Origin of the sequence: Streptomyces sp. NPDC046831 (assembly GCF_040645305.1) — a bacterium.
GTDB lineage: Bacteria > Actinomycetota > Actinomycetes > Streptomycetales > Streptomycetaceae > Streptomyces.
The window spans coordinates 1-22,307 of record NZ_JBEYXZ010000043.1 but is presented as its reverse complement, the minus strand read 5'-3'; the positions used below and the strand labels follow the sequence as shown (position 1 = coordinate 22,307).

Sequence of the window (22,307 nt, the reverse complement as noted above, 5' to 3'; positions counted from 1 at the left end):
CAGCTCGGCCGGCCAGGCCCGGCCCAGGCGGGCCGGACGGACGGCGCGGCGCGTGAAGACTCCGCCCTCGACGGGCCGCCCGCCTGACCGACCGGGGGCCGGCGGCCGCGCGACGACCCCGAGCACGGCCGTCCGGACGGCGCGGCGCGACGGGCGCCACGGCCCCGTGGGCGCCGTCCGCCGAAGCCCCGCGCGACAGCTCGGCCGGCTCGGCCGGCCCGGTCCCGGCCTCGGCCCCGGAGGACGTTCGCGGACGCGGTACGGAAGGCCGTGAAGCCGCCCGGGAACTCGCACGGCATTCAACACCTGAATCCGCATTCCGCTGTCGGCCGCCGTATTCCGCCGGGAAAGCGGAAGGAGCGGCTTTTCCCCGTGCGCTCGGCAGTCGTGCCATCACCGTCGGTACCGCGGTCGACGCCGTGGAGAAGCCCGTGGAACCGCGGTGAACGGGCGGACGGACCGTCGGACCGCGCTCCTTCCACGCGCGCGCTTCCCGGCGACACGCCCGGGTAACGTCGGCTGCGGGTAAAACCACGGCCAAGGGCGAACTTTTGTCCAGGGAAATGGGCGGATTGCCCAGTTGTAGGGACGTGCAATTTGTCACGGGCGTCGCTTGGCGCTGAACTGGCCGGATAGTGTGAGCGATCCGGTGCACCCGGCCGCGAGGTCCTTCCTGGGGTCGTGCACTGTGTGACCAGACCTGAGCGCCTTGAGGGGGCAAGGCGCCGCGTGGCCCCGACGGAGGATTCGGACAACCGTGGACGCGCAAGGCCGTGGGCGGGCGGACAACATCGATCCCGCAGACCAGTGGGTGCTCAATCCGGACACCGGCGAATACGAACTGCGACTGAACCCTTCCGTTCCGCAGTCGGCGGTGCCGGGACCGCGCAGAGCCGCCTCGCGCGGCACGGCGGCCGGGCCCCGTGCGTCCGCACCGGGACGCGCCCGGCCGGACCGGCAGGACAGGCCGGACAGGCCGGAGACGTCCAAGACCGCCGCCCCCGGCCGTACGGTGCCCGGGCCGCGACGCCACGGAGCGTCCGAGGACGCCGCGCAGGCCGGCCGGCGGGGCCGCCGGCCGGCGAAGCAGAAGTCGAAGGCCAAGAAGGCCGTGACGTGGACCGGCGGCGGGTTGGCACTCGTGCTGGTCGCCGCCGGCGGTGGCGGCTACCTCTACCTCAAGCACCTCGAGGGCAACGTCACGACGACGGACGTCGGCAGCGCGGGCAAGAATGGTTTCAGCAAGGACGAGGCCTTCAACATCCTCATCATCGGCACCGACAAGCGCACCGGTGCGGGCAACGAGGGCTACGGCGACAAGGGCAGCGTCGGGCACGCCGACACCAACATCCTGCTGCACGTCTCCGAGGACCGGACGAACGCGACCGCGCTGAGCATCCCGCGCGACCTCCTCGTGAACGTCCCGGACTGCCCGACGAAACAGCCCGACGGCAGCACCAAGATCGTCCCCGGCACGGACGGCGTCCGTTTCAACACGAGCCTCGGCCAGGACGGCCGCGACCCCGGCTGCACCATGCGGACCGTCGAGGAGGTCATGGGCATCCCCGTAGACCACTTCATGATGGCCGACTTCAACGCGGTGAAGACCCTGACGACGGCGGTGGGCGGCGTGGACGTGTGCCTCCAGCACGCCGTCAAGGACAAGGATTCGCACCTCGACCTGCCGGCGGGCGAGTCCACCGTGCAGGGTGAGCAGGCCCTGGCCTTCGTCCGCACCCGGCACAGCTTCGGCAACCAGGGCGACCTGGACCGCATCAAGGTGCAGCAGCAGTTCCTCAGTTCGCTGATGCGCAAGATGTCCTCCAGCAACACGCTCACCAGCCCGACCAAGCTGTACAAGCTCGCCGAGGCGGCCACGAAGGCGCTCACCGTCGACAAGGGCATCGGCAAGGTGAGCACGCTCAAGGACGTGGCGACGGAGCTGAAGAAGGTGCCGACGAAGAACATCACCTTCCTGACGGTCCCGGTGGTGGACAACCCCGCCGAGACGGTCAAGGCCACCGTCGTCCTCAACCAGTCCACGGCTCCCCAGGTCTTCGACGCCATCAGGAACGACGTCTCCTTCACCGACGTGAAGAAGAAGGAGAAGGCGGCCAAGGACGCGGCGGCCGCCCGGCTCAAGGGCACCCAGTCCGAGGCCTCCGAGGTGCGCGTGCGCATCCTCAACGGCGGCGCCCCGGCCGGCAGCGCCCAGGAGACCCTGTCCTGGCTGCAGAACAGCAAGGGCGTGACCAAGTCGGAGAACGCGGGCAACGCCCCGCAGACGCTCAGCCGGACCACGCTCGAGTACGCGCCCGACCAGGCACCCCAGGCGCGCAGGCTCGCCGCGCTGATGGGGCTGTCCGGGGCCGCGCTGAAGCCGGGCGAGAGCGTCACCAACTCCCAGGGCCTGCCCGCGATGACGCTGACGCTGGGCAAGGACTTCAAGGGTGCGGGCGTGTCCCTGACGGCTCCGGCGAAGGCGCCGGACGTGGAGAAGTCCACGGCAGACAAGGTTCAGTGCGCCAGTTGAGAGCGGTGCGCCACCTTGTGGGCCTCTCACGCGTCTAACGGGACGCAGGACAGCTCGTCGACGGCGCAGAGGGTGGGGAGGCAGGGGACATGACGCGGAGCAGTGTGCGCGGGGAGGGAACGCGGTCGGACGTCCGGCACGGCGGTGACCTCGGGGGTGCGGACGGCGGTCCGGACGGGGAGACGACGGCGGAGGACGACGTCTCCGGCAGAGACGACGACGGGCGGCACGGCCGGCGGCGCCGCGGCCGGACGCGGGGCAGGCACCGGATACTGCGCTGGTCGGCGTCGGTCCTCTCGCTGCTGATACTGGGGACGGCGGCCGCCGGATACCTCTACTACGAGCACCTCAACAGCAACATCCGCAAGGGGCAGCGCAGCAGCGGCGACTCCAAGGCGCACAGGAGCGAGCCGAACGCGGCCGGCCAGACGCCGATGAACATCCTGCTGATCGGCTCCGACAGCCGCAATTCCGCCGAGAACCTCAAGCTGGGCGGCAGCAGGGAGAACCGCGGCAGCCCGCCGCTGGGCGACGTGCAGATGCTGATCCACCTGTCCGCGGACCGCAAGAGCGCCGCCGTGGTGAGCATCCCGCGCGACACCCGCGTCGACATCCCCCGGTGCACCGACCCCGACACCGGCGACGTCTACCCGCCCATCACCCGGATCATCAACGAGTCCCTCGGCCGCGGTGGCGCCGGCTGCACGCTGGCCACCTGGGAGAACCTCACCGGTGTCTACATCGACCACTGGATGACGATCGACTTCGCGGGCGTGGTGAAGATGGCGGACGCCATCGGCGGCGTCGAGGTCTGCGTGGAGAACAACGTCTGGGACCGCCCGCTGCCCGGTGTCCCCGGCGGCTCCGGGCTGAAGCTGACGGCCGGCGCGCACAAGGTGCAGGGCGAACAGGCGCTGCAGTGGCTGCGCACCCGGCACGCCTTCTCCAGCGACCTGGGGCGGGCCAAGGCGCAGCACATGTACATGAACTCGATGATCCGCACGCTGAAGAGCCAGAACGTCTTCGACACCGGCCGGCTGACGGACCTGGCGGAGGCGGCCACCAAGTCGCTGAAGGTGTCCGAGGAGATCGGCACGGTCAAGAAGCTGTACGACCTGGGCATGCAGCTGAAGACGGTCCCCACCGACCGCATCACCATGACGACGATGCCGACCGTGGAGGACCCGGAGAACCGCAACCACCTGGTCCCCAGCCCGGACGCCGAGAAGGTCTGGTCGATGGTCCGCGACGACGTCCCCTTCGACGACGGCGGCGGCACGGCGGCCGGGAAGACCCCGGCGAGCAAGGCCCCGGCGGCGACGACGGCCCCGGCGAGCCAGGACGACCAGATCGGCGTGGTCGTGCAGAACGCCACGCGGACCCCGACGCTCGGCCCGGTCTCCGGCCGCGCGAGCACCATCACGCAACTGCTGGTGCAGAAAGGCTTCTCCAGGGCGACGGCGGACGGCGCGGCCGGCCTGTCCGAGGGCAGGACGGTCGTCCGCTACCCGAGCGCCGAGCTCGGGGGCGACGCCCGGCGGGTCGCCGAGGCCCTCGGCATTCCGGCGAGTTCGGTGAAGAAGTCCACCGACGTGTCCGCCGTCACCGTGCTCGTGGGCGCCGACTGGCGCACCGGGAGCACCTATCCGAAGCAGTCGGCACCGAAGGCCGGGGACGTCCCCGCGACCGCCGACGCCATCAACGGGTCCGACAGCAGCCAGTGCATGCCCGTCTACGCGCCCTACCGCTGGTAGTCGGCGGCCGGTACGCGGTGACCCGCGCGAAGGGCCCCTCCCCGGAAGCGGGGAGGGGCCCTCGGCACGTCTGTCGCGGCCGGGCGCTCAGTCGGCGGCGACGACCGCCGGACGCCGGGAGGCGATGACCTTCCTGGCGAGGGAGCGGGGGCTGGTCAGGAATCCCCAGCCCCACGACATGTGCATGGTGGCCAGCGCGACCGGTATCCGCAGCCGCGCCGCAGCCGGCAGGCCGCGGCCCGTCGGCACCGACCCGGCGACGATCGCCGCCAGGTAACCGCCGGGGACCACGAAGCCCCAGGGGGTCAGGACCGCGCCCACGACGATCCCGGCCGCCACGGCGCACAGCGCGGTCGGCGGGGCGAGGTAGCGCAGGTTGATGGAGCCCTCGTGGTAGCGGGCGACGACGTGCCGCCAACGTCCGTAGTCCTTGTACTGCTTGGCGAGGGCCCGGACGCTCGGGCGGGGCCGGTAGGACACCTTCAGTTCGGGCGAGAACCAGATCAGCCCGCCCGCCTCCCGGATGCGGAAGTTGAGCTCCCAGTCCTGGGCGCGGATGAACTCCTCGTTGTAGCCGCCCTGGCGCTCCAGCGCCTCGCGCCGGAAGACGCCCAGGTACACCGTCTCGGCCGGGCCCGCCTTGCCGCCGGTGTGGAAGGCCGCGTTGCCGACGCCGATCCTCGACGTCATCGCGGCCGCGACCGCGTGCTCCCAGTCGTTCTCGCCCTCGGCGTGCATGATGCCGCCGACGTTCTGCGCGCCGGTCTCCTCCAGCAGCCGTACGGCCGTGGCGATGTAGTTCGGCGACAGCATCCCGTGGCCGTCGACGCGGACCACCACCGGGTGACGGGAGGCCTTGATCGCCGCGTTCAGCGCGGCCGGGGTGCGGCCCGTCGGGTTCGGGACCGTGTGCACGCGCGGGTCCTCCCGGACGAGCTCGGCGGCGATCTCGTCCGTGCGGTCCGTGGACGGACCGAGGGCGATCACGACCTCCATCTCGCCGGCGTACTCCTGCGCGAGGATCGCTTGGACGGCTCCGCGCAGATGCCGCTCCTCGTTGAGGACGGGCATGATCACAGAAACGGCGGGGAGCCGCACGTCGGGCTTGGCGTTCATCGGTGCTCACGTTACCGCGAACGGGGGACACCGGTGCGCGCCGTGTGGACCGTTGCCCCGGTCAGCCGATCGTATGGGCCTACCGTGCTCACGGATCCCACCCACGCCCTTCGCGGAGGTGTCCCCGCATGCCCGCCTCACCGCCTCGGCCGCCCGCGCCGTCACCGCGCCGGCCCCGACCGGCCGCCGCCCCGGCGCGGCCGGCCCACACCCCGCGTCCCCCCGTGGGGCGGAGGCGGCCGCGCTGGGTCCTGCGGGCGGTGACCACGCTGTCGGTGGTGGTGCTCGCCTCCGCGGGGATCGGCCACGCCGTGGTGAGCAGCCTGGAGGCGGACATCGCCCGCGTCGACCCCTTCAGGGACATGAAGAACCGCCCGCAGGCCGGCCACGGCACGAACGTCCTGCTGGTCGGCACCGACGGGCGGGAGCGGATCGGCGAGCGCGAGCGGCGGGAGTACCGGCTCGGCGGGCAGCCCTGCCACTGCACGGACACGATGATGCTCGTGCACCTGTCGGAGGACCGGGAACGGGCCAGCGTGGTGAGCCTGCCTCGGGACTCCTACGTCGAGCTGCCCGCGCACATCGACCGGAACACCGGCCTGCGGCACGAGCCGCACCCGGTCAAGCTGAACGCCGCGTACGCCGAGGGCGGGCCCCAGCTGACCGTGCGCACGGTCGAGGACATGACCCGGCTGAAGATCGACCACTACCTGGAGGTGGACTTCACCACGTTCATGCGGACGGTCGACGTCCTCGGCGGGGTGCGGATGTGCACCGCCGCGCCGCTGAAGGACCTCTACACCGGCCTCGACCTGCCCGCCGGCCCCCACACGCTCAACGGCGGCCAGGCCCTGCAGTACGTGCGCTCGCGGCACATCGACGGGGCCGGCGACCTGGGCCGGATGAAGCGTCAGCAGCACTTCCTCGCCGCCCTGATCGAGCGGGCGACCTCCTCCCGGGTGCTGCTGAACCCCCTGAGGTTCCGGGACGTGACCCGGGCCGTGCTGGGCTCGGTGCGCGCGGACCGGGGCTTCGGCACGGACGAGCTGCTGGACCTCGGGCGGGTGATGCGGGACTTCTCCCCCTCCTCCTCGGAGTTCACGACCGTCCCGATCGGGCAGATGACCTACCCCGTCAAGGGCCTCGGCTCGACGGTGAAGTGGGACCGCGCCGAGGCGGACAGGCTCTTCCGCGCGCTGCGCGAGGACCGTCCGCTCGCGGCGCACCGGCCCCGGCGCCGGCCGGCCGCCCCCACGACCGTCGAGGTCCCGCCGCCGCTGATCCGGGTGCAGGTGGAGAACGGCACCGGCACCGTGGGCCTCGGCAGACGGGTGGACACGGCGCTGGCGGCGGCCGGGTTCCGGACGACGCGGACGCCGGTGGACTCCAGCCGGCGGGGCGTGCGGCGGACGCTGGTGCTGTACGACCCCCGCTGGGACCGGTCGGCCAGGGCGCTGGCCGCCGCACTGCCGGGCAGCGAGCCGCAGGCCGTGCCGGGGCAGGGCGCCACGCTGAAGGTCGTCGCGGGGGCCGACTTCCGCCAGGTGCGCACGGTACGGGTGCAGGACCCGGCCAGGACGGCGGCCGAGGTGACGACAGGCGACGAGGTGGTGTGCCGCTGACGGCGGCACACCGCGGCGCCTCAGTCCTCGTAGCCCTCCGCGGCCCGCCTCTCCCGCAGCTCCCTGATCGCCCGCCGGCGGGCCAGGCGGTGGGCGCGGCGGATCTGCGCCTCCTGGTGGCGCCGCCGGTCCCGGTCGGTCTCCGGGACGACCGGCGGCACGGGGCGCGGCTTGCCGTCGGCGTCCACCGCGGCGAAGACCAGGTAGGCCGAGCCGACGTGGGTGGGCGGGGCGGACTCGTTCCAGCGCTCGGCCAGGACCCGCACACCGATCTCCATCGAGGTCCGGCCGGTCCAGTTGATCTGGGCCTTCACATGCACCAGGTCACCGACGCGGACCGGCTCCAGGAAGACCATCTCGTCCATCGACGCGGTGACCGCCGGCCCGCCGCTGTGCCGGCCGGCCACCGCGCCCGCGGCGTCGTCGACCAGCTTCATGACCACCCCGCCGTGCACCGTGCCCAGCAGGTTGGTGTCGTTGTGGGTCATGATGTGGCTGAGCGTGGTCCGGGACGCCGAGGTCGGCTTGCCCGGGAGGTCCGACGTGTCCGGTGCGGTGGCGGAGGCCTGGTCTGTCATGGCCTCCACCCTATGTGAACCGACATTCGGACTATTTGTGTCGGGTTCGCAACAGCCGTGACCTGATTTTCCCACGGCCCTTGTAAGCCATATGGCCGCGACCGGCACACTAAGGCCTATGAATGATTGGCCCGAGGGATGGTCCGACGACAACCGCGGCTCCCGATACGGACGCGGCAGCACCGGCGCACAGCCGGAGGGCGCGCGGGTGATGCGCCAGGTCCGGCGCGGCCCGGCGGCATCGCCCGGCCGGGGCGCCCCCGGGCAGGGCGGCCCCTCGGCGCCGCCGTACGGGGTGCCCCAGCAGCCGTCGTACGTCGACGGCCGCGGGTACGACGAGGGCGGGTACGACAGCGGCTACAACACCGGCCAGGTGTACGGCGGAGCGGGCGGCGGCCCCGGTGGCGGCGGCTACGGCGGGCAGCGTCCCGCCCCCGACTGGCGCCGCCGGATCAAGCTGACCGCGATCACCGTGGTGGCCGTGCTGCTCGTCACGTCCGTGGCGACCTACTTCTGGGCCGACTCCAAGCTCAACCGCGAGGTCGACCTCTCCCGGGTGATCGACCGCCCGGAGGCCGGCGAGGGCACGAACTACCTGATCGTGGGCTCCGACAGCCGCGCCGGGCTGTCCGCCGAGGACAAGAAGAAGCTGCACACCGGGTCCGCCGAGGGCAAGCGCACGGACTCGATGATGATCCTGCACGTCGGCGGCAACGGCGACACGCTGATCTCGCTGCCGCGCGACTCCGACGTGGAGATACCGACGTACGTCGGCTCCGAGTCCGGCAAGAGATTCCAGGGCACGGGCCGCCACACCAAGCTGAACGCCGCCTACGCCGAGGACGGGCCGACGCTGCTGGTGCGCACCGTCGAGTTCAACACCGGCCTGCACATCGACCACTACGTGGAGATCGGTTTCGCCGGCTTCGCGAACATCGTGGACGCGGTCGGCGGGGTGGACATCACCATCGACAAGGCGTTCAAGGACAAGTACTCGGGCGCCGACTTCCAGGCGGGCGAGCAGACCCTGAACGGCGAGCAGGCCCTCGCCTTCGTCCGTACCCGGCACGCCTTCGCGGCGAGCGACCTGGAGCGCACCAAGAACCAGCAGAAGTTCCTCTCCGCCCTGGCCCACCAGGTCGCCACCCCGTCGACGGTGCTGAACCCCTTCAAGCTCTACCCGACCATGGGCGCGGGCCTGGACTCGCTGATCGTCGACAAGGACATGGGCCTGTGGGACCTGGCGTCGATGTTCTGGGCGATGAAGGGCGTCAGCGGCGGCGACGGCACGTCCATGAACATGCCGGTCTCCGGTTCCTCGGGCGGGAACCTCGTCTGGGACAAGGCGAAGGTGAGGACGCTGGTGAACGAGCTGAAGAACGACGAGAAGGTCACCGTCTCCGGGAACTGACCGGCCGGCGGCCGGCGGCACGGGGAGCCCCCGGGGTGCGGGCCGCGGGGGCTCCTTCGCCAGGGGCGCCGGCGCTACATCCGGGTGCCGGCCATGGCGCGGCACATCTCCGCGCAGCGACGACACGCCTCGGCGCAGCGCATCATCATGCTGTCCTCGGGCATGGACATACACGCCTCGGCGCACATGTCGCAGGCCTTGGCGCACATCGCGCACATGTCACCCGCCATGGGCGAGCGCCGCATCATCATGTCGGCGCACATGCGCGTGGTCTCGGAGCAGTCCATGAGCGCGCGCATGATCTGCATCTGCGCCTGGCCGCCCTTCTGCATGCAGGAGCTCATGGCCTCCTCGCACACACTGTGGCAGTTCATGCACGCGTTGACGCAGTCCTGCATCTCCTTACTCATGGCGGTCATGGTTCCGGGCTGGGTCATGGCTCCTCCTCGGAGGCAGAGGGACCTCGCGGCGGGCCCCGTGCCCTTCCGTCGTACGCCCGCTCGCCGTCACGCGCCATTCGGGCGCGATCGCCCGCCTAAGCCGTTCGGGTCACCGCCCCGACCTGCGGATCGCCGGTGAGGGCCGTGCCGGACCGCCTCGGCCGCGCCGCCGCCCGGGGTACGAGAACAGCCCCCGGCGTCCACCGGGGGCTGCTTTCGTACCGGACCCGCCGGTTACGGCAGGTTGCGGGCCATGACGATCCGCTGGACCTGGTTCGTGCCCTCGTAGATCTGCGTGATCTTGGCGTCGCGCATCATGCGCTCGACCGGGTAGTCGCGGGTGTAGCCGTAGCCGCCGAGGAGCTGGACGGCGTCCGTGGTGACCTCCATGGCGACGTCGGAGGCGAAGCACTTGGCCGCGGCGCCCTGGTAGGTGAGGTCGGCGTCGCCGCGCTCGGAGGCGGCGGCCGCCTGGTAGGTCAGGGCGCGGGCGGCCGATATCTTCATCGCCATGTCGGCGAGCATGAACTGGATGCCCTGGAAGTCGGCGATCGGCTTGCCGAACTGCTTGCGCTCCTTGACGTAGCCCTTGGCGTAGTCGAGGGCGCCCTGGGCGATGCCGAGGGCCTGGGCGGCGATGGTGATGCGGGTGTGGTCCAGCGTCTTCATCGCCGTCGCGAAGCCGGTGCCCTCCTCGCCGATCATGCGGTCGGCGGGGATGCGGACGTTGTCGAAGTAGACCTCGCGGGTCGGGGAGCCCTTGATGCCGAGCTTCTTCTCCGGGGCGCCGAAGGACACGCCCTCGTCGGACTTCTCGACGACGAAGGCGGAGATGCCCTTGGAGCGCTTCTCGGGGTCGGTCACGGCCATCACCGTGTAGTACTCGGAGACGCCCGCGTTGGTGATCCAGCGCTTGACGCCGTTCAGGACGTAGTGGTCCCCGTCACGGACCGCGCGGGTCCTCATGCCGGCGGCGTCCGAGCCGGCCTCGGGCTCGGAGAGGCAGTACGAGAACATCCCGTCGCCCTTGGCGAGCGGCGCCATGTACTTCTTCTTCAGTTCCTCGGAGCCGGAGAGGATCACCGGCAGCGAACCGAGCTTGTTCACCGCGGGGATGAGGGAGGAGGACGCGCAGACGCGGGCGACTTCCTCGATCACGATGACGGTGGCGAGCGCGTCCGCGCCCGCGCCGCCGTACTCCTCGGGGACGTGCACCGCGTGGAGGTCGTTCGCGACGAGGGCGTCGAGCGCCTCCTGCGGGAAGCGGGCCTCCTCGTCCACCGCGGCGGCGTACGGCGCGATCTTCGCCTCGGCCAGCGAGCGGACGGCGTCGCGGAGCATGTCGTGCTCCTCGGACGGGCGGTACAGGTCGAAGTCAGCCGATCCGGCCAAGGTTCTCTCACGCTCCCAAGAACGACCACTGATGGACGCTAATTACCGTTAAGTAACTCGAATTTTAGAGGGCCGCCCACGTGATCGGACACGTGAGCTTGGCGACAGCGGGGACCTTGCCCGGCGAAGGGCCCCGGCATGCCCCGGATATGCTCGGGCCCGCATCACCATCATCCCTCCTGGAGCACCCCATGAGCCTGAAGATCACCGTGATCGGCACCGGTTACCTCGGCGCCACGCACGCCGCGGCCATGGCCGAGCTCGGGTTCGAGGTGCTGGGGCTCGACGTCGTTCCCGAGAAGATCGAGACGCTCCAGCGGGGCGAGGTCCCCATGTACGAGCCCGGACTGGCCGAGTTGCTGCGCAAGCACGTCGCCGGGATCGAGGGCTCCAGCGGCCGGCTGCGCTTCACGACGGACTACGCGCAGGCCGCGGCGTTCGGCGACGTCCACTTCCTCTGCGTCAACACCCCGCAGAAGCACGGCGAGTACGCCTGCGACATGTCCTACGTCGACTCCGCGGTCGCCTCGCTCGCGCCGCATCTGACCGGCCCCGCCCTGGTGGTCGGCAAGTCCACCGTCCCGGTCGGCTCGGCGGACCGCCTGGCCCGGACGATCGCCGAGCTCGCCCCCGCGGGCGCGGACGCGGAGCTGGCGTGGAACCCGGAGTTCCTGCGCGAGGGGTTCGCCGTCCAGGACACGCTGCACCCGGACCGGATCGTGGTGGGCGTGCGCAGTGAGCGGGCCGAGAAACTGCTGCGCGAGGTGTACGCGACGCCGGTCGCCGAGGGCTCCCCGTTCGTGGTGACCGACTTCCCGACCGCGGAACTCGTGAAGACCTCCGCGAACTCCTTCCTCGCCACGAAGATCTCCTTCATCAACGCCATGGCGGAGGTGTGCGAGGCCGCGGGCGGCGACGTCGCCAGGCTGGCCGAGGCCATCGGCTACGACGACCGGATCGGGCGGAAGTTCCTGCGGGCCGGCATCGGCTTCGGCGGCGGCTGCCTGCCCAAGGACATCAGGGCGTTCATGGCGCGCGCCGGTGAGCTGGGCGCGGACCAGGCGCTGACGTTCCTGCGCGAGATCGACTCCATCAACATGCGCCAGCGCGGGCAGATGGTCGAGCTGGCCCGGCAGGCGCTGGGCGGGGGGCCGTTCCTCGGCAAGCGGGTGGCCGTGCTCGGCGCCACCTTCAAGCCCGACTCGGACGACGTGCGCGACTCGCCCGCCCTGAACGTCGCCGGCCAGATCCACCTGCAGGGCGGCCAGGTGACGGTGTACGACCCCAAGGGCATGGACAACGCCCGCCGGATCTTCCCGACGCTCGGCTACGCCGACTCCGCGCGGGCCGCCGTCCGGGGCGCCGACGTGGTGCTGCACCTGACGGAGTGGCAGGAGTTCCGCGAGCTGGACCCGGTCGAGCTCGGCGAGGTCGCGGCGGCCCGGATCGTCCTCGACGGCCGCAACGCCCTGGACCCGGAGCTGTGGCGGCGGGCGGGCTGGACCTACCGCGCGATGGGACGCCCGACCGCGTGAGCCGGCCGTAGCGGCGGCGGTGCCCCGGGCGGCGCGCACGGGCCGGGCGGCGCCGCTCGGCGGGCGCCCCGGCAGGGCGACGAAGGAAACGGCGACGCCGGTTCGGCCGAGGCTCAGTCGGCCGAACCGGCGTCTTGTCGCATTCTGCACCATCCGGCCGCCGTACGAGCGGGGAACTCCCCGCGGATCACGCCTCCTTGGCCCGGTAGCGGCGCATCTTCGCGCGCGCCCCGCACACGGCCATCGAGCACCAGCGGCCGCGGCCGGCCGGGCTGCGGTCGTAGTACGCCCAGTGGCAGGTCACCGCCTCGCAGGCCTTGAGCCGGGTCCAGGTGCCGGCGACGAGCGCGTCGGCGACGGCGGCCGCCACGCGGGAGAGCAGCGGGCCGGCGTCGGCCGGGGCGAGGGCCGCGGCGCCGTCCCGCCCGTCGACCGTCAGCACCAGCGGGGCCCGGGCCAGCAGGTCGGTGAGCGGGGTCACCTCGCGGTGCGGCGGGTGGCCGGCGTGGGCGAGCAGGGCGGCGCGCAGCGACTCGCGCAGGTCGCGCGCCTGCGGCAGGTCCTCCTCGGTGATCCCGAAGCGCGCCCGGCCGTCGGCCGTGTCGAGCGAGTCGGCGCCCGACGCCAGGTCCAGCGTGTTGACCAGCGACTCCACCAGCGCCAGGCGCCCGGGCGCGGGCGATCTGTCACTCATGTCAGCGACGGTACCTCGCAACCCGCTTGCGGCGTTACCGGCCGTACGGGAGCATGGGGTAACCGTTACCGGTTACCCGTGTCTACAGGTAACCACCACAGGTGACCACATGGACCGGAGGAGAAGTCATGGCTCTCGCCGAACTGGGCGCCGTCGTCCTGGACTGTCCCGACCCGCGCGCCCTGGCCGGTTTCTACGCCGAGGTCCTCGGCGGCACGATCGACGGCCAGGACGACTGGGTGGACCTGAAGCTGCCCGACGGCCGGACGCTGGCCTTCCATAAGGCACCGGGGTTCGTGCCGCCGAAGTGGCCGTCGGCCGACGCCTCGCAGCAGTTCCACCTGGACCTGGTCGTCGAGGACCTGGACCGGGCGGAGCAGGGCGTCCTGACGCTCGGCGCCGAGCCGCTGGACGCGGAGGACCGCTCGCGGAGCTTCCGGGTCTACGCGGATCCGGCCGGGCACCCGTTCTGCCTGTGCGCCTGCTGACTCCGGGAGGTTCGATGCCTGCTGTAGCACGTTTCCGTTCCGTCGTGATCGACTGTCCCGACCCGCACGCGCTCGCGGAGTTCTACGCGAGCGTCGGCGGCGGCACGCCCCGGGCCGAGGACGACGACTGGGTCGTCCTGGCGGTGCCCGGCGGACCGCGGCTCGCCTTCCAGCGGGCGGCCGGGTACACGCCGCCGGAGTGGCCGAGGGCCGACCGGAACTCGCAGCAGTTCCACGTCGACTTCGACGCGGGCTCCACCTGGGAGGAGCTGGACACGGCGCACGAGAAGGTGCTGGCGCTGGGCGCGCGTCCGCTGGACCTGGAGGACAGCGAGAAGAAGGACTTCCGCGTGTACGCCGACCCGGCGGGGCACCCGTTCTGCCTGTGCCGGATCGAGCACGGCTAGGTCCTGTCCGACCATGCGCGTCGTCGCCCGAAGGGCGGCCGCGCGGCGTCGGGTGCGTGCTCTCGGCGGGCCGGCCCCAGGCCCTCGTACTGGACGTATTCGGGTCCGGGGCCGGTGCGGCGAGCAGGGGTACCCCCTGCCCGAGCCAAGCCGAGAGCCTGGGGGAGCGTGCAGGGCCTCGCGCGGCAGACGCGCATGGTCAGACAGGGCTCACTAGCGGTCGTTCCGGCCTTCCGGCCCGCGGCCTGAGCGGCCCGGGAGGCACCCGCGGCACCGGATACCGCGGCCCGGTCCGGCCCCGGTCACGACAAGTGCCCCGAAGGCGTCGTCCCCCGGGGCACCGTGTTCCCGCCGTCCCGGCGCCTGCGTTCCGGCCTTCCGGCGCCGGCCTTCCGGCGTTCCGGCCGTTCAGCCGTCCAGGTCCTCCAGCGTGGCGTTCGACGGGCCACGCCGGGAGCGCAGATCACGCGCGACGTCCTCGGCCGCGCCCAGGACCCGCACCGCGTTCTGCCAGGTCAGCTTGGCCAGGTCGGCCTCGGACCAGCCGCGGTCCAGCAGTTCGGCGATCAGGTTCGGGTAGCCGGAGACGTCGTTCAGGCCCTCCGGGGTGAACGCCGTGCCGTCGTAGTCGCCCCCGATGCCGAGGTGGTCGACGCCCGCGACCTCGCGCATGTGGTCGAGGTGGTCCGCCACCGTGGCCACCGTGGCGACCGGCCGCGGGTGGCTCTCCTCGAAGGCGCGGTGCACCTTCATCGCCTCGGCAGTGGTGTCGAGGGGGTGGAAGCCGTGGGCGCGCATGTTCTCGTCCGCCGCCGCCGTCCAGTCGACGGCCGCCTGGAGCACGAACTTCGGCACGAACGTCACCATCGCCATGCCGCCGTTGGCGGGCAGGCGCTCCAGCACGTCGTCCGGGACGTTGCGGGGATGGTCGCACACCGCGCGCGACGAGGAGTGCGAGAAGATCACCGGCGCGGCCGAGGTGTCCAGCGCGTCGCGCATGGTCGTCGCCGCCACGTGGGAGAGGTCGACGAGCATGCCGAGGCGGTTCATCTCGCGCACCACCTCGCGGCCGAACGCCGACAGACCGCCGACGCGCGGCTGGTCCGTCGCCGAGTCCGCCCACGGCACGTTGTCGTTGTGCGTGAGCGTCAGGTAGCGGACGCCGAGCGCGTACAGGCCCCGCAGGGTGCCGAGCGAGTTCGCGATGGAGTGGCCGCCCTCCGCACCCATGAGCGAGGCGATGCGGCCCTCCGCGCGCGCGGCCTCCATGTCGGCGGCCGTCAGGGCGGGGCGCAGGTCCGCACGGTGGCGGTCGAGCAGCTGCCGTACGCAGTCGATCTGCTCCAGCGTCGCCGGCACCGGGTCGGGCAGGTCCGCGCGGACGTACACCGACCAGTACTGCGCCCCGACGCCGCCCTCGCGCAGCCGCGGGATGTCGGTGTGCAGGTGGGCGTCCTGGCGGGTGGCCACGTCCCGGGCGCCGAGGTCGTAGCGGACCTGTTCGCGCAGCGCCCACGGCAGGTCGTTGTGGCCGTCGACGACCGGGAACGCGCGCAGCAGCTCCCGGGCCCGCTGGAGGGAGCTCACCGCGGTCACTTCCCGCCGCCGAAGCCGAAGCCGCCCGCCGCCCCGTCGACCTTGGCGCGCAGCCGCTTGCCCTTCTCGGTGGCCTGGTCGTTGAGGTCCTGCTGGAAGTCCCGGATCCGGCCGAGGAGTTCCTCGTCGTGGACGGCGAGGATCCGGGCCGCGAGCAGGCCGGCGTTGCGGGCGCCGCCGACGGAGACCGTGGCGACCGGCACACCGGCCGGCATCTGCACGATCGACAGCAGCGAGTCCATGCCGTCGAGGTACTTCAGCGGGACGGGGACGCCGATCACCGGCAGCGGGGTGACGGAGGCGAGCATGCCCGGCAGGTGGGCGGCGCCGCCGGCACCCGCGATGATCACCTTCAGCCCGCGGTCGGCGGCCTGCTCGCCGTAGGCGACCATCTCGCGCGGCATGCGGTGCGCGGAGACGACGTCGACCTCGTAGGCGATCTCGAACTCGTCGAGGGCCTTCGCAGCGGCCTCCATGACGGGCCAGTCGGAGTCCGAGCCCATGACGATGCCCACCGAGGGGTGATGCGCGTCGGCGCTCGTCGAGGCGTGGTGGCCGGACGGCCGGTGGGCGGGGCTCATTCGGTGATCGTGCCTCTCAGGTAGCCGGCAGCGTGACGGGCGCGCTCCAGCACGTCGTCCAGGTCGTCGCCGTAGGTGTTGACGTGACCGACCTTGCGGCCGGGCTTCACGTCCTTGCCGTACATGTGGATCTTCAGCTGGGGGTCGCGGGCCATGCAGTGCAGGTACGCCGAGTACATGTCGGGGTAGTCGCCGCCGAGGACGTTCACCATGACCGTCCACTGCGCGCGCGGGCGCGGGTCGCCGAGCGGCAGGTCGAGGACCGCGCGGACGTGGTTGGCGAACTGGGAGGTGATCGCGCCGTCCTGGGTCCAGTGGCCCGAGTTGTGCGGGCGCATCGCGAGCTCGTTGACCAGGAGGCGGCCGTCGCGGGTCTGGAACAGCTCGACGGCGAGGTGGCCGACGACGCCGAGTTCCTGCGCGATACGCAGCGCCATCTCCTCGGCCCGCAGGGCCAGGTCCTCCTCCAGGCCGGGGGCGGGCGCGATCACGGTGTCGCAGACGCCGCCCACCTGCCGCGACTCCACCACCGGGTACGCCACGGCCTGGCCGTGCGGGGAGCGGACGACGTTGGCGGCGAGCTCCCGCACGAAGTCGACCTTCTCCTCGGCGAGCACGTCGACGCCGGCGCGGAAGGGGTCGGCGGCCTCCTCGACGGAGTTGACGACCCACACGCCCTTGCCGTCGTAGCCGCCGCGGACCGTCTTGAGGACGACGGGGAACCCGCCGGTGCCCTCCTCGCCGAAGGGCCCGGCCTCGGCGAGCTCGGCCGCGAACGCCGCCACGTCCTGGGGATCGGTCACGATGCGGTGCCGCGGGCACGGCACGCCGATCGCGACGAGCCTGGCACGCATCACCCCCTTGTCCTGGGCGTGCACGAGCGCGTCGGGCCCCGGGCGGACGGGGATGCCGTCCGCCTCCAGGGCCCGCAGGTGCTCGGTGGGCACGTGCTCGTGATCGAAGGTGATCACGTCACAGCTCCGCGCGAAGGCACGCAGCGTCTCCAGGTCGCGGTAGTCGCCGACGACGACGTCGTTGACGACCTGTGCCGCTGAGTCCTGGGGGGTGTCACTGAGGAGCTTGAACCTGATGCCGAGCGGGATGCCCGCCTCGTGTGTCATACGAGCGAGCTGGCCACCGCCGACCATGCCGACTACCGGGAACGTCACGCCCCTAGGGTATCGGGCGCGCCGCGGTGGCCGGATTCCCCACCGTCGGCCGGTTCCCATCGCCTCCCCGGGCCCCTTCGGCTCGTGACCATGCGTGCGCGCACGCTCGCGCGCGGCGGCCGCCCCGCGCCGGTGCCGCGCGGGGCCCGGGGCCGGTGCCGTGCCCGCACCGGCGAGGTGCCCGTCCGCCCCTTCCCCGCACGGCTCTGCCGTCCGCGGGCGCGAGTGCGGGGCGCTGGTTAGCATGGCGGAGTTGACGCTACCGACCGAGACGGGGGCCTGCACGACCATGGAACGTGGTTCCCCGGGGCTTCCCGCCGAGCCCCCGGCTCCCCGCCGCACGCTCCGGCAACGCGTCGACCGGCTGTGGCGCGAGGCCGCCAAGTTCGGCGCGGTGGGCGGAGCGGGGCTGCTGGTCAACCTCCTCGTCTTCAACCTGGTGCGGCACGTGACCGACCTCCAGGTCGTCAGGGCGAGCGTGATCGCCACCGTCGTCGCGATCGTCTTCAACTACGTCGGCTTCCGCTACTTCACCTACCGGGACCGCGACAAGAGCGGCCGCACCCGGGAGATGGGCCTGTTCCTGCTGTTCAGCGTGGCCGGGCTGGTGATCGAGAACGGGGTGCTGTACCTGGCGACGTACGGCTTCGGCTGGGACAGCCCGCTGCAGAGCAACGTCTTCAAGTTCCTCGGCATCGCCGTCGCGACCCTGTTCCGCTTCTGGTCGTACCGCACGTGGGTGTTCCGCGCGCTGCCCGCCCGCGTGGCCGTGCCGCACCCGGACCCGGTGGTGGCGGCCCGGCCCGCGAAGGCGCGGTCGGAGATCTGACGGCTCCGGACGGAACGGGGCCTAGCGGACCGTCGGGTGCTGTGCGGAGGGCTTCTTCGGCGGCGGCGTGCGCGACAGGAACAGGCCGAAGACCGGCGGCTGGGCCTGGAGCAGTTCCAGGCGCCCCCCGTCGGCCTCCGCGAGGTCCCGGGCGACGGCGAGGCCGATGCCCGTGGAGTTGCGGCCGCTGATCGCGCGCTCGAAGATCCGCGCGCCGAGGTCCGCGGGGACGCCGGGTCCCTCGTCGGTGACCTCGATGACCGCCTGGTTGCCGGTCACGCGGGTGCGCAGCGCCACGGTGCCGCCGCCGTGCATCAGGGAGTTCTCGATCAGCGCCGCCAGCACCTGCGCGACCGCCCCCGGCGTGCCCACGGCCTTCAGGTGCCGCTTGCCGGAGCTGACGATCGCGCGGCCGGCGCTGCGGTAGGCGGGGCGCCACTCGGCGAGCTGCTGCTGGATGACCTCGTCGAGGTCGAAGGAGACGGCCGAGCCGGTGCGCGGGTCGCGGGAGTTCGTCAGCAGGCGCTCCACCACGTCCGTGAGGCGCTCCACCTGGCCGAGCGCGATGGTCGCCTCCTCCTTCACCGTGTCCGGGTCGTCGGTGAGGGTGATCTCCTCCAGCCGCATGGACAGCGCCGTCAGCGGCGTCCGCAGCTGGTGGGAGGCGTCCGCGGCGAGCCTGCGCTCCGCGGTCAGCATGCGGGCGATGCGTTCGGCGGAGCGGTCGAGGACGTCGGCGACGCGGTCCAGCTCCGGTACGCCGTACCGCTTGTGCCGCGGGCGCGGGTCCCCCGAGCCGAGGCGTTCGGCGGTCTGGGCGAGGTCGGTCAGCGGGGAGGCGAGGCGGTTGGCCTGGCGGATCGCGAGCAGCACCGCCGCCACCACCGCCAGCAGCGCCACCAGCCCGATGATCAGCAGGGTCCGGCCCACCTCGCGGGTCACCGACGACCGCGGCTCCTCGACGGTGACCGTCTCGCCCCGTTCGCCCCGGGCCGTGGAGCGGATCACCTCACCGGCCGGCCGGCTGCCGACCTCGATGGTCCGCTCCCCCGGGATCCGGATCACTGCGTACGGGCTCTGGGTCTGCTCCTCGAGCACCTGCGCGTTGACCGTCTCCGCGCCCAGCAGCCGGCTGTCCACGATGCTGGCGAGCCGCAGCGCCTCGGAGTCCACGCGCTCCTGGGCGCTGTTGCTGATGGTGCGGGTCTCGACGATCACCAGGGACACGCCGAAGACGGCGATCACGACGAGCACCACGGCGAGCGTGGACTGGATCAGTCGGCGGCGCATGTCCTCTTACCTGCGAAGAACCCGGAGGGCGGGTTCAGCTCTTCTCGAAGCGGAAACCGACACCCCGGACGGTCGCGATGTAACGGGGGTTCGCCGCGTCGTCGCCGAGCTTCTTGCGCAGCCAGGAGATGTGCATGTCGAGGGTCTTGGTGGACGACCACCAGGTCGTGTCCCAGACCTCGCGCATCAGCTGGTCGCGGGTGACGACCCGGCCCGCGTCGCGCACGAGCACGCGCAGCAGGTCGAACTCCTTGGCGGTGAGCTGCAGCTCCTCCTCGCCCATCCAGGCCCGGTGGGACTCGACGTCGATGCGCACGCCGTGGGTGGCGGGCGGCTGCTGCGGCTCGGTGGCGCCGCGCCGCAGCAGGGCCCGGACCCGGGCGAGCAGCTCGGCGAGGCGGAAGGGCTTGGTGACGTAGTCGTCGGCGCCCGCGTCGAGGCCGACCACGGTGTCGACCTCGTCGGCGCGCGCGGTCAGGATCAGGATGGGCACGGCGTGACCCTCATTGCGCAGCCGGCGGGCGACCTCCAGGCCGTCCATGCCGGGCAGGCCGAGGTCCAGCACCACCAGGTCGACGCCGCCCTGCATTCCGGCGTCGAGCGCGCTGGGTCCGTCCTCACGCACCTCGACCTCGTACCCTTCCCGGCGCAGTGCGCGGGCCAGCGGTTCCGAGATGGACGCGTCGTCCTCGGCGAGCAGTACTCGGGTCATGAGCTGATGGTAGTCCGCTCACCCGGAGTGCTGGGTGTGACCGCTGACAGTCGTTCTTACCTTCCCGCGCACCGTCCGCGGGACCGCGCGCGCCGTCGGCGGGACCGTGCGGCGGACCTCCCGAGGCGCCGGGCGCGGTGGTACGGACCATGGTCCCAGGGATGTCATCCTGGAGTACGCCTTCGAAAACGGTGTGCGGTTGCGTTGAAACCTGTGATCCGCGTCTCAACTCCTTCCATATCGGATGGTGTCCTGACGTATGGTGACGTGAACGCCTCCAGCACACCGAGGACCTTTGGCGCTCGCACGACGCTGAAGGTCCCTTTCGTGTGCGGGCCGGCTGCTGCCGGTCCGGCAAAGAGATGACCTAGGGCCGGGCCTCCCGACGCGACGACGCGCGGAGGCGTGGATCCCGGTGACCGTCGTCCTCCGCTCCGCGATCCGGAGCGGACTCCCCTGGGCGTGGGGTGGACGAGCGGTCCTGCCGGTGCCGGCCGCCCCCACCGGGCGCGTATCCCCCACGGCGACGCGTCCCGACCAGCAAGGAACGACCATGGCGTCCAGCCTGACGAAGGACTCGGTCCGTCCGGGCACACCCGGCCCTGAGAAGACCTTCTTCGGCCACCCCCGCGGCCTGGCCACCCTCTTCATGACGGAGATGTGGGAGCGCTTCTCCTACTACGGCATGAGGGCTCTGCTCCCGCTCTACCTGGTGGCTCCGGGCGGTCTGGGGCTGAGTGCCGCGACCGCGACCGCGATCTACTCGGTCTACCTGTCGCTCGTGTACCTGCTCGCCCTGCCGGGCGGCTGGTTCGCGGACCGGGTCCTCGGCCCCCGCAGGACCGTCGCCGTCTCCGGCGCGGTCATCATGCTCGGCCACCTGACGCTGGCCCTGCCGTGGTCCGGCTCCTTCTTCGCCGGTCTGGGTCTGGTCGCCATCGGCTCGGGTCTGCTGAAGGCGAACATCTCCACGATGGTCGGCCACCTGTACGACGGCCCGGACGACCCGCGCCGCGACGGCGGTTTCACGCTGTTCTACATCGGCATCAACCTGGGTGCCTTCGCCGCGCCGCTGATCATCGGCACCGTCGGTGAGGGCGTCAACTGGCACCTCGGCTTCGCGCTGGCCGCGCTCGGCATGGCCATCGGCCTCGCCCAGTTCCTGCTCGGCACCCGCCACCTGAGCTCCCACTCGGACGTCGTGCCGACCCCGCTGTCGGCCGAGGAGAAGCGGGCCACCCTGACGAAGGCGGGCCTGTGGGCGGCCGTCGCGATCGTCTTCTACGCGGTCGTGGGAGTCTCCGGCGTCTACACGCTGAACTGGCTGCTGGTCCCGATCACCCTGGCCGGCCTGGTCATCCCCGTCCTGGTCATCGCCCGCATCAAGCGGGACAAGGAGCTGAACCGCGCCGAGCAGTCGAAGATGTCGGCGTACATCTGGTTCTTCGTCGCGGCGGCCGTGTTCTGGATGATCTACGACCAGGGCGGTTCGACCGTGTCGCTGTTCGCGGAGGAGTCGGCCAGGAACAGCGTCCTCGGCTGGGAGTTCCCGGTCTCCTGGTACCAGTCGGTCAACCCGGTCATGATCATGGCCCTCGCCCCGGTCTTCGCCTGGGCGTGGCTGGCCCTCGCCCGGCGCGGCAAGGAGCCGAGCACCGCGGTGAAGTTCGGGATGGGCCTGGTGCTGGTCGGCGCGTCCTTCTTCCTCTTCATGGCGCCGCTGGCCATCGCCGACGGCGGTCACAAGGCGGCGGCGCTGTGGCTGGTGGCCATCTACTTCGTGCAGACCGTCGGTGAGCTGACGCTGTCCCCGGTCGGTCTGTCGGTCACCACGAAGATGGCGCCCGCCAAGTACGCCTCGCAGATGATGGGCGTGTGGTTCCTGGCGGTGACCGCCGGTGACGCCACGACCGGTCTGCTGTCCATCGCCGGCGTCGACCTCAACACGCGGGGCATCGTCGCCCTGGAGGCCACGCTCGCCGTAGTCGCCGGTGTGGCGGTGTGGATGTACCGCAAGCGGGTCAAGGAGCTCATGGGCGACGTCCGCTGAGCCCCGGCCCGCCCGGGCCGCCGGGCCGACGTCACGCACAGGCCCGAATAAACCAACAGCATCCCTGGGTGGACACGGGGCCCGGTGACTCCGGTGGTGCGCTCAGCGCT

General features: G+C 71.9%; 19 protein-coding genes. 9 read left to right on the top strand and 10 right to left on the bottom strand.

Going from position 1 to position 22,307, the window contains the following annotated elements:
- The first annotated feature begins 757 nt into the window (after positions 1-757).
- Both ABZ920_RS27310 and ABZ920_RS27305 read left to right on the top strand, forming a co-directional pair.
- Entirely contained in the window at positions 758-2,533 is a 1,776-nt protein-coding gene (locus ABZ920_RS27310; RefSeq protein WP_361510337.1) for an LCP family protein, read from the top strand.
- 89 nt (positions 2,534-2,622) lie between these two features.
- The gene (locus ABZ920_RS27305) at positions 2,623-4,287 is read left to right on the top strand and encodes an LCP family protein (RefSeq protein ID WP_361510334.1); all 1,665 of its coding nucleotides are present in this window, start codon (positions 2,623-2,625) and stop codon (positions 4,285-4,287) included.
- A gap of 87 nt (positions 4,288-4,374) precedes the next feature.
- Here ABZ920_RS27305 and ABZ920_RS27300 read toward each other — a convergent pair whose 3' ends face one another.
- The gene (locus ABZ920_RS27300; protein WP_361510331.1) at positions 4,375-5,403 is read right to left on the bottom strand and encodes a glycosyltransferase family 2 protein; all 1,029 of its coding nucleotides are present in this window, start codon (positions 5,401-5,403) and stop codon (positions 4,375-4,377) included.
- A 128-nt stretch (positions 5,404-5,531) separates the two neighbouring features.
- On the opposite strand from ABZ920_RS27300, the gene ABZ920_RS27295 reads away from it, so the two are divergent.
- Positions 5,532-7,025 (top strand): LCP family protein, encoded by a 1,494-nt coding sequence (locus ABZ920_RS27295; protein ID WP_361510329.1) that lies wholly within the window; start codon positions 5,532-5,534, stop codon positions 7,023-7,025.
- A gap of 20 nt (positions 7,026-7,045) precedes the next feature.
- On the opposite strand, the gene ABZ920_RS27290 is transcribed toward ABZ920_RS27295, so the two are convergent.
- On the bottom strand, positions 7,046-7,603 hold the full coding sequence (locus ABZ920_RS27290; protein WP_361510326.1) for an acyl-CoA thioesterase: 558 nt from the start codon (positions 7,601-7,603) through the stop codon (positions 7,046-7,048).
- Between the two features lie 118 nt (positions 7,604-7,721).
- Here ABZ920_RS27290 and ABZ920_RS27285 point away from each other — a divergent pair, with 118 nt between their 5' ends.
- Positions 7,722-9,014: an LCP family protein gene (locus ABZ920_RS27285; RefSeq protein ID WP_361510323.1), complete on the top strand. Its 1,293-nt coding sequence runs from the start codon at positions 7,722-7,724 to the stop codon at positions 9,012-9,014.
- A 74-nt stretch (positions 9,015-9,088) separates the two neighbouring features.
- On the opposite strand, the gene ABZ920_RS27280 is transcribed toward ABZ920_RS27285, so the two are convergent.
- Both ABZ920_RS27280 and ABZ920_RS27275 read right to left on the bottom strand, forming a co-directional pair.
- Positions 9,089-9,451, bottom strand: coding sequence for a four-helix bundle copper-binding protein (locus ABZ920_RS27280; protein WP_361510320.1), 363 nt, complete (start codon positions 9,449-9,451; stop codon positions 9,089-9,091).
- Positions 9,452-9,688: 237 nt separating this feature from the next.
- Positions 9,689-10,846 (bottom strand): acyl-CoA dehydrogenase, encoded by a 1,158-nt coding sequence (locus ABZ920_RS27275; protein WP_361510317.1) that lies wholly within the window; start codon positions 10,844-10,846, stop codon positions 9,689-9,691.
- A gap of 191 nt (positions 10,847-11,037) precedes the next feature.
- Between ABZ920_RS27275 and ABZ920_RS27270 the strand changes: the two genes are divergently transcribed.
- Positions 11,038-12,381: a UDP-glucose/GDP-mannose dehydrogenase family protein gene (locus ABZ920_RS27270; protein ID WP_361510314.1), complete on the top strand. Its 1,344-nt coding sequence runs from the start codon at positions 11,038-11,040 to the stop codon at positions 12,379-12,381.
- A 187-nt stretch (positions 12,382-12,568) separates the two neighbouring features.
- Here the strand turns inward: ABZ920_RS27270 and ABZ920_RS27265 are convergent, their stop codons facing one another.
- On the bottom strand, positions 12,569-13,075 hold the full coding sequence (locus ABZ920_RS27265) for a CGNR zinc finger domain-containing protein (protein WP_361510311.1): 507 nt from the start codon (positions 13,073-13,075) through the stop codon (positions 12,569-12,571).
- Positions 13,076-13,203: 128 nt separating this feature from the next.
- Here ABZ920_RS27265 and ABZ920_RS27260 point away from each other — a divergent pair, with 128 nt between their 5' ends.
- Together ABZ920_RS27260 and ABZ920_RS27255 are read left to right on the top strand one after the other, a co-directional pair.
- Positions 13,204-13,563, top strand: coding sequence for a VOC family protein (locus tag ABZ920_RS27260; RefSeq protein WP_361510308.1), 360 nt, complete (start codon positions 13,204-13,206; stop codon positions 13,561-13,563).
- 14 nt (positions 13,564-13,577) lie between these two features.
- Positions 13,578-13,970: a VOC family protein gene (locus tag ABZ920_RS27255; protein ID WP_361510305.1), complete on the top strand. Its 393-nt coding sequence runs from the start codon at positions 13,578-13,580 to the stop codon at positions 13,968-13,970.
- Positions 13,971-14,378: 408 nt separating this feature from the next.
- Here the strand turns inward: ABZ920_RS27255 and ABZ920_RS27250 are convergent, their stop codons facing one another.
- The 3 genes from ABZ920_RS27250 to ABZ920_RS27240 form a co-directional block, all read right to left on the bottom strand.
- On the bottom strand, positions 14,379-15,566 hold the full coding sequence (locus ABZ920_RS27250) for a dipeptidase (RefSeq protein ID WP_361510302.1): 1,188 nt from the start codon (positions 15,564-15,566) through the stop codon (positions 14,379-14,381).
- A complete protein-coding gene (gene purE / locus ABZ920_RS27245; protein ID WP_361510396.1) occupies positions 15,563-16,069 on the bottom strand; it encodes a 5-(carboxyamino)imidazole ribonucleotide mutase in 507 nt (168 codons plus the stop codon). The genes ABZ920_RS27250 and purE overlap by 4 nt, the downstream gene beginning before the upstream one ends.
- Positions 16,070-16,143: 74 nt before the next feature.
- Positions 16,144-17,316: a 5-(carboxyamino)imidazole ribonucleotide synthase gene (locus ABZ920_RS27240; protein WP_361510299.1), complete on the bottom strand. Its 1,173-nt coding sequence runs from the start codon at positions 17,314-17,316 to the stop codon at positions 16,144-16,146.
- A 289-nt stretch (positions 17,317-17,605) separates the two neighbouring features.
- Here ABZ920_RS27240 and ABZ920_RS27235 point away from each other — a divergent pair, with 289 nt between their 5' ends.
- Positions 17,606-18,145, top strand: a complete 540-nt coding sequence (locus tag ABZ920_RS27235; RefSeq protein WP_361510393.1) for a GtrA family protein — start codon at positions 17,606-17,608, stop codon at positions 18,143-18,145.
- Between the two features lie 21 nt (positions 18,146-18,166).
- Here ABZ920_RS27235 and ABZ920_RS27230 read toward each other — a convergent pair whose 3' ends face one another.
- On the bottom strand, positions 18,167-19,435 hold the full coding sequence (locus ABZ920_RS27230; RefSeq protein WP_361510296.1) for an ATP-binding protein: 1,269 nt from the start codon (positions 19,433-19,435) through the stop codon (positions 18,167-18,169).
- Between the two features lie 34 nt (positions 19,436-19,469).
- A complete protein-coding gene (locus ABZ920_RS27225) occupies positions 19,470-20,147 on the bottom strand; it encodes a response regulator transcription factor (protein WP_361510293.1) in 678 nt (225 codons plus the stop codon).
- Positions 20,148-20,700: 553 nt separating this feature from the next.
- Here ABZ920_RS27225 and ABZ920_RS27220 point away from each other — a divergent pair.
- Positions 20,701-22,197 (top strand): oligopeptide:H+ symporter, encoded by a 1,497-nt coding sequence (locus ABZ920_RS27220; protein WP_361510290.1) that lies wholly within the window; start codon positions 20,701-20,703, stop codon positions 22,195-22,197.
- Positions 22,198-22,307: the final 110 nt, after the last annotated feature.

Coding starts and splice junctions, on each gene's coding strand:
- ABZ920_RS27265 (WP_361510311.1), bottom strand. CDS start 13,075: ATGAGTGACAGATCGCCCGCGCCCGGGCGCCTGGCGCTGGTGGAGTCG.
- ABZ920_RS27280 (WP_361510320.1), bottom strand. CDS start 9,451: ATGACCCAGCCCGGAACCATGACCGCCATGAGTAAGGAGATGCAGGAC.
- purE (WP_361510396.1), bottom strand. CDS start 16,069: ATGGGCTCGGACTCCGACTGGCCCGTCATGGAGGCCGCTGCGAAGGCC.
- ABZ920_RS27235 (WP_361510393.1), top strand. CDS start 17,606: ATGGAACGTGGTTCCCCGGGGCTTCCCGCCGAGCCCCCGGCTCCCCGC.
- ABZ920_RS27285 (WP_361510323.1), top strand. CDS start 7,722: ATGAATGATTGGCCCGAGGGATGGTCCGACGACAACCGCGGCTCCCGA.
- ABZ920_RS27295 (WP_361510329.1), top strand. CDS start 5,532: ATGCCCGCCTCACCGCCTCGGCCGCCCGCGCCGTCACCGCGCCGGCCC.
- ABZ920_RS27305 (WP_361510334.1), top strand. CDS start 2,623: ATGACGCGGAGCAGTGTGCGCGGGGAGGGAACGCGGTCGGACGTCCGG.
- ABZ920_RS27290 (WP_361510326.1), bottom strand. CDS start 7,603: ATGACAGACCAGGCCTCCGCCACCGCACCGGACACGTCGGACCTCCCG.
- ABZ920_RS27260 (WP_361510308.1), top strand. CDS start 13,204: ATGGCTCTCGCCGAACTGGGCGCCGTCGTCCTGGACTGTCCCGACCCG.
- ABZ920_RS27300 (WP_361510331.1), bottom strand. CDS start 5,403: ATGAACGCCAAGCCCGACGTGCGGCTCCCCGCCGTTTCTGTGATCATG.
- ABZ920_RS27255 (WP_361510305.1), top strand. CDS start 13,578: ATGCCTGCTGTAGCACGTTTCCGTTCCGTCGTGATCGACTGTCCCGAC.
- ABZ920_RS27230 (WP_361510296.1), bottom strand. CDS start 19,435: ATGCGCCGCCGACTGATCCAGTCCACGCTCGCCGTGGTGCTCGTCGTG.
- ABZ920_RS27220 (WP_361510290.1), top strand. CDS start 20,701: ATGGCGTCCAGCCTGACGAAGGACTCGGTCCGTCCGGGCACACCCGGC.
- ABZ920_RS27270 (WP_361510314.1), top strand. CDS start 11,038: ATGAGCCTGAAGATCACCGTGATCGGCACCGGTTACCTCGGCGCCACG.
- ABZ920_RS27225 (WP_361510293.1), bottom strand. CDS start 20,147: ATGACCCGAGTACTGCTCGCCGAGGACGACGCGTCCATCTCGGAACCG.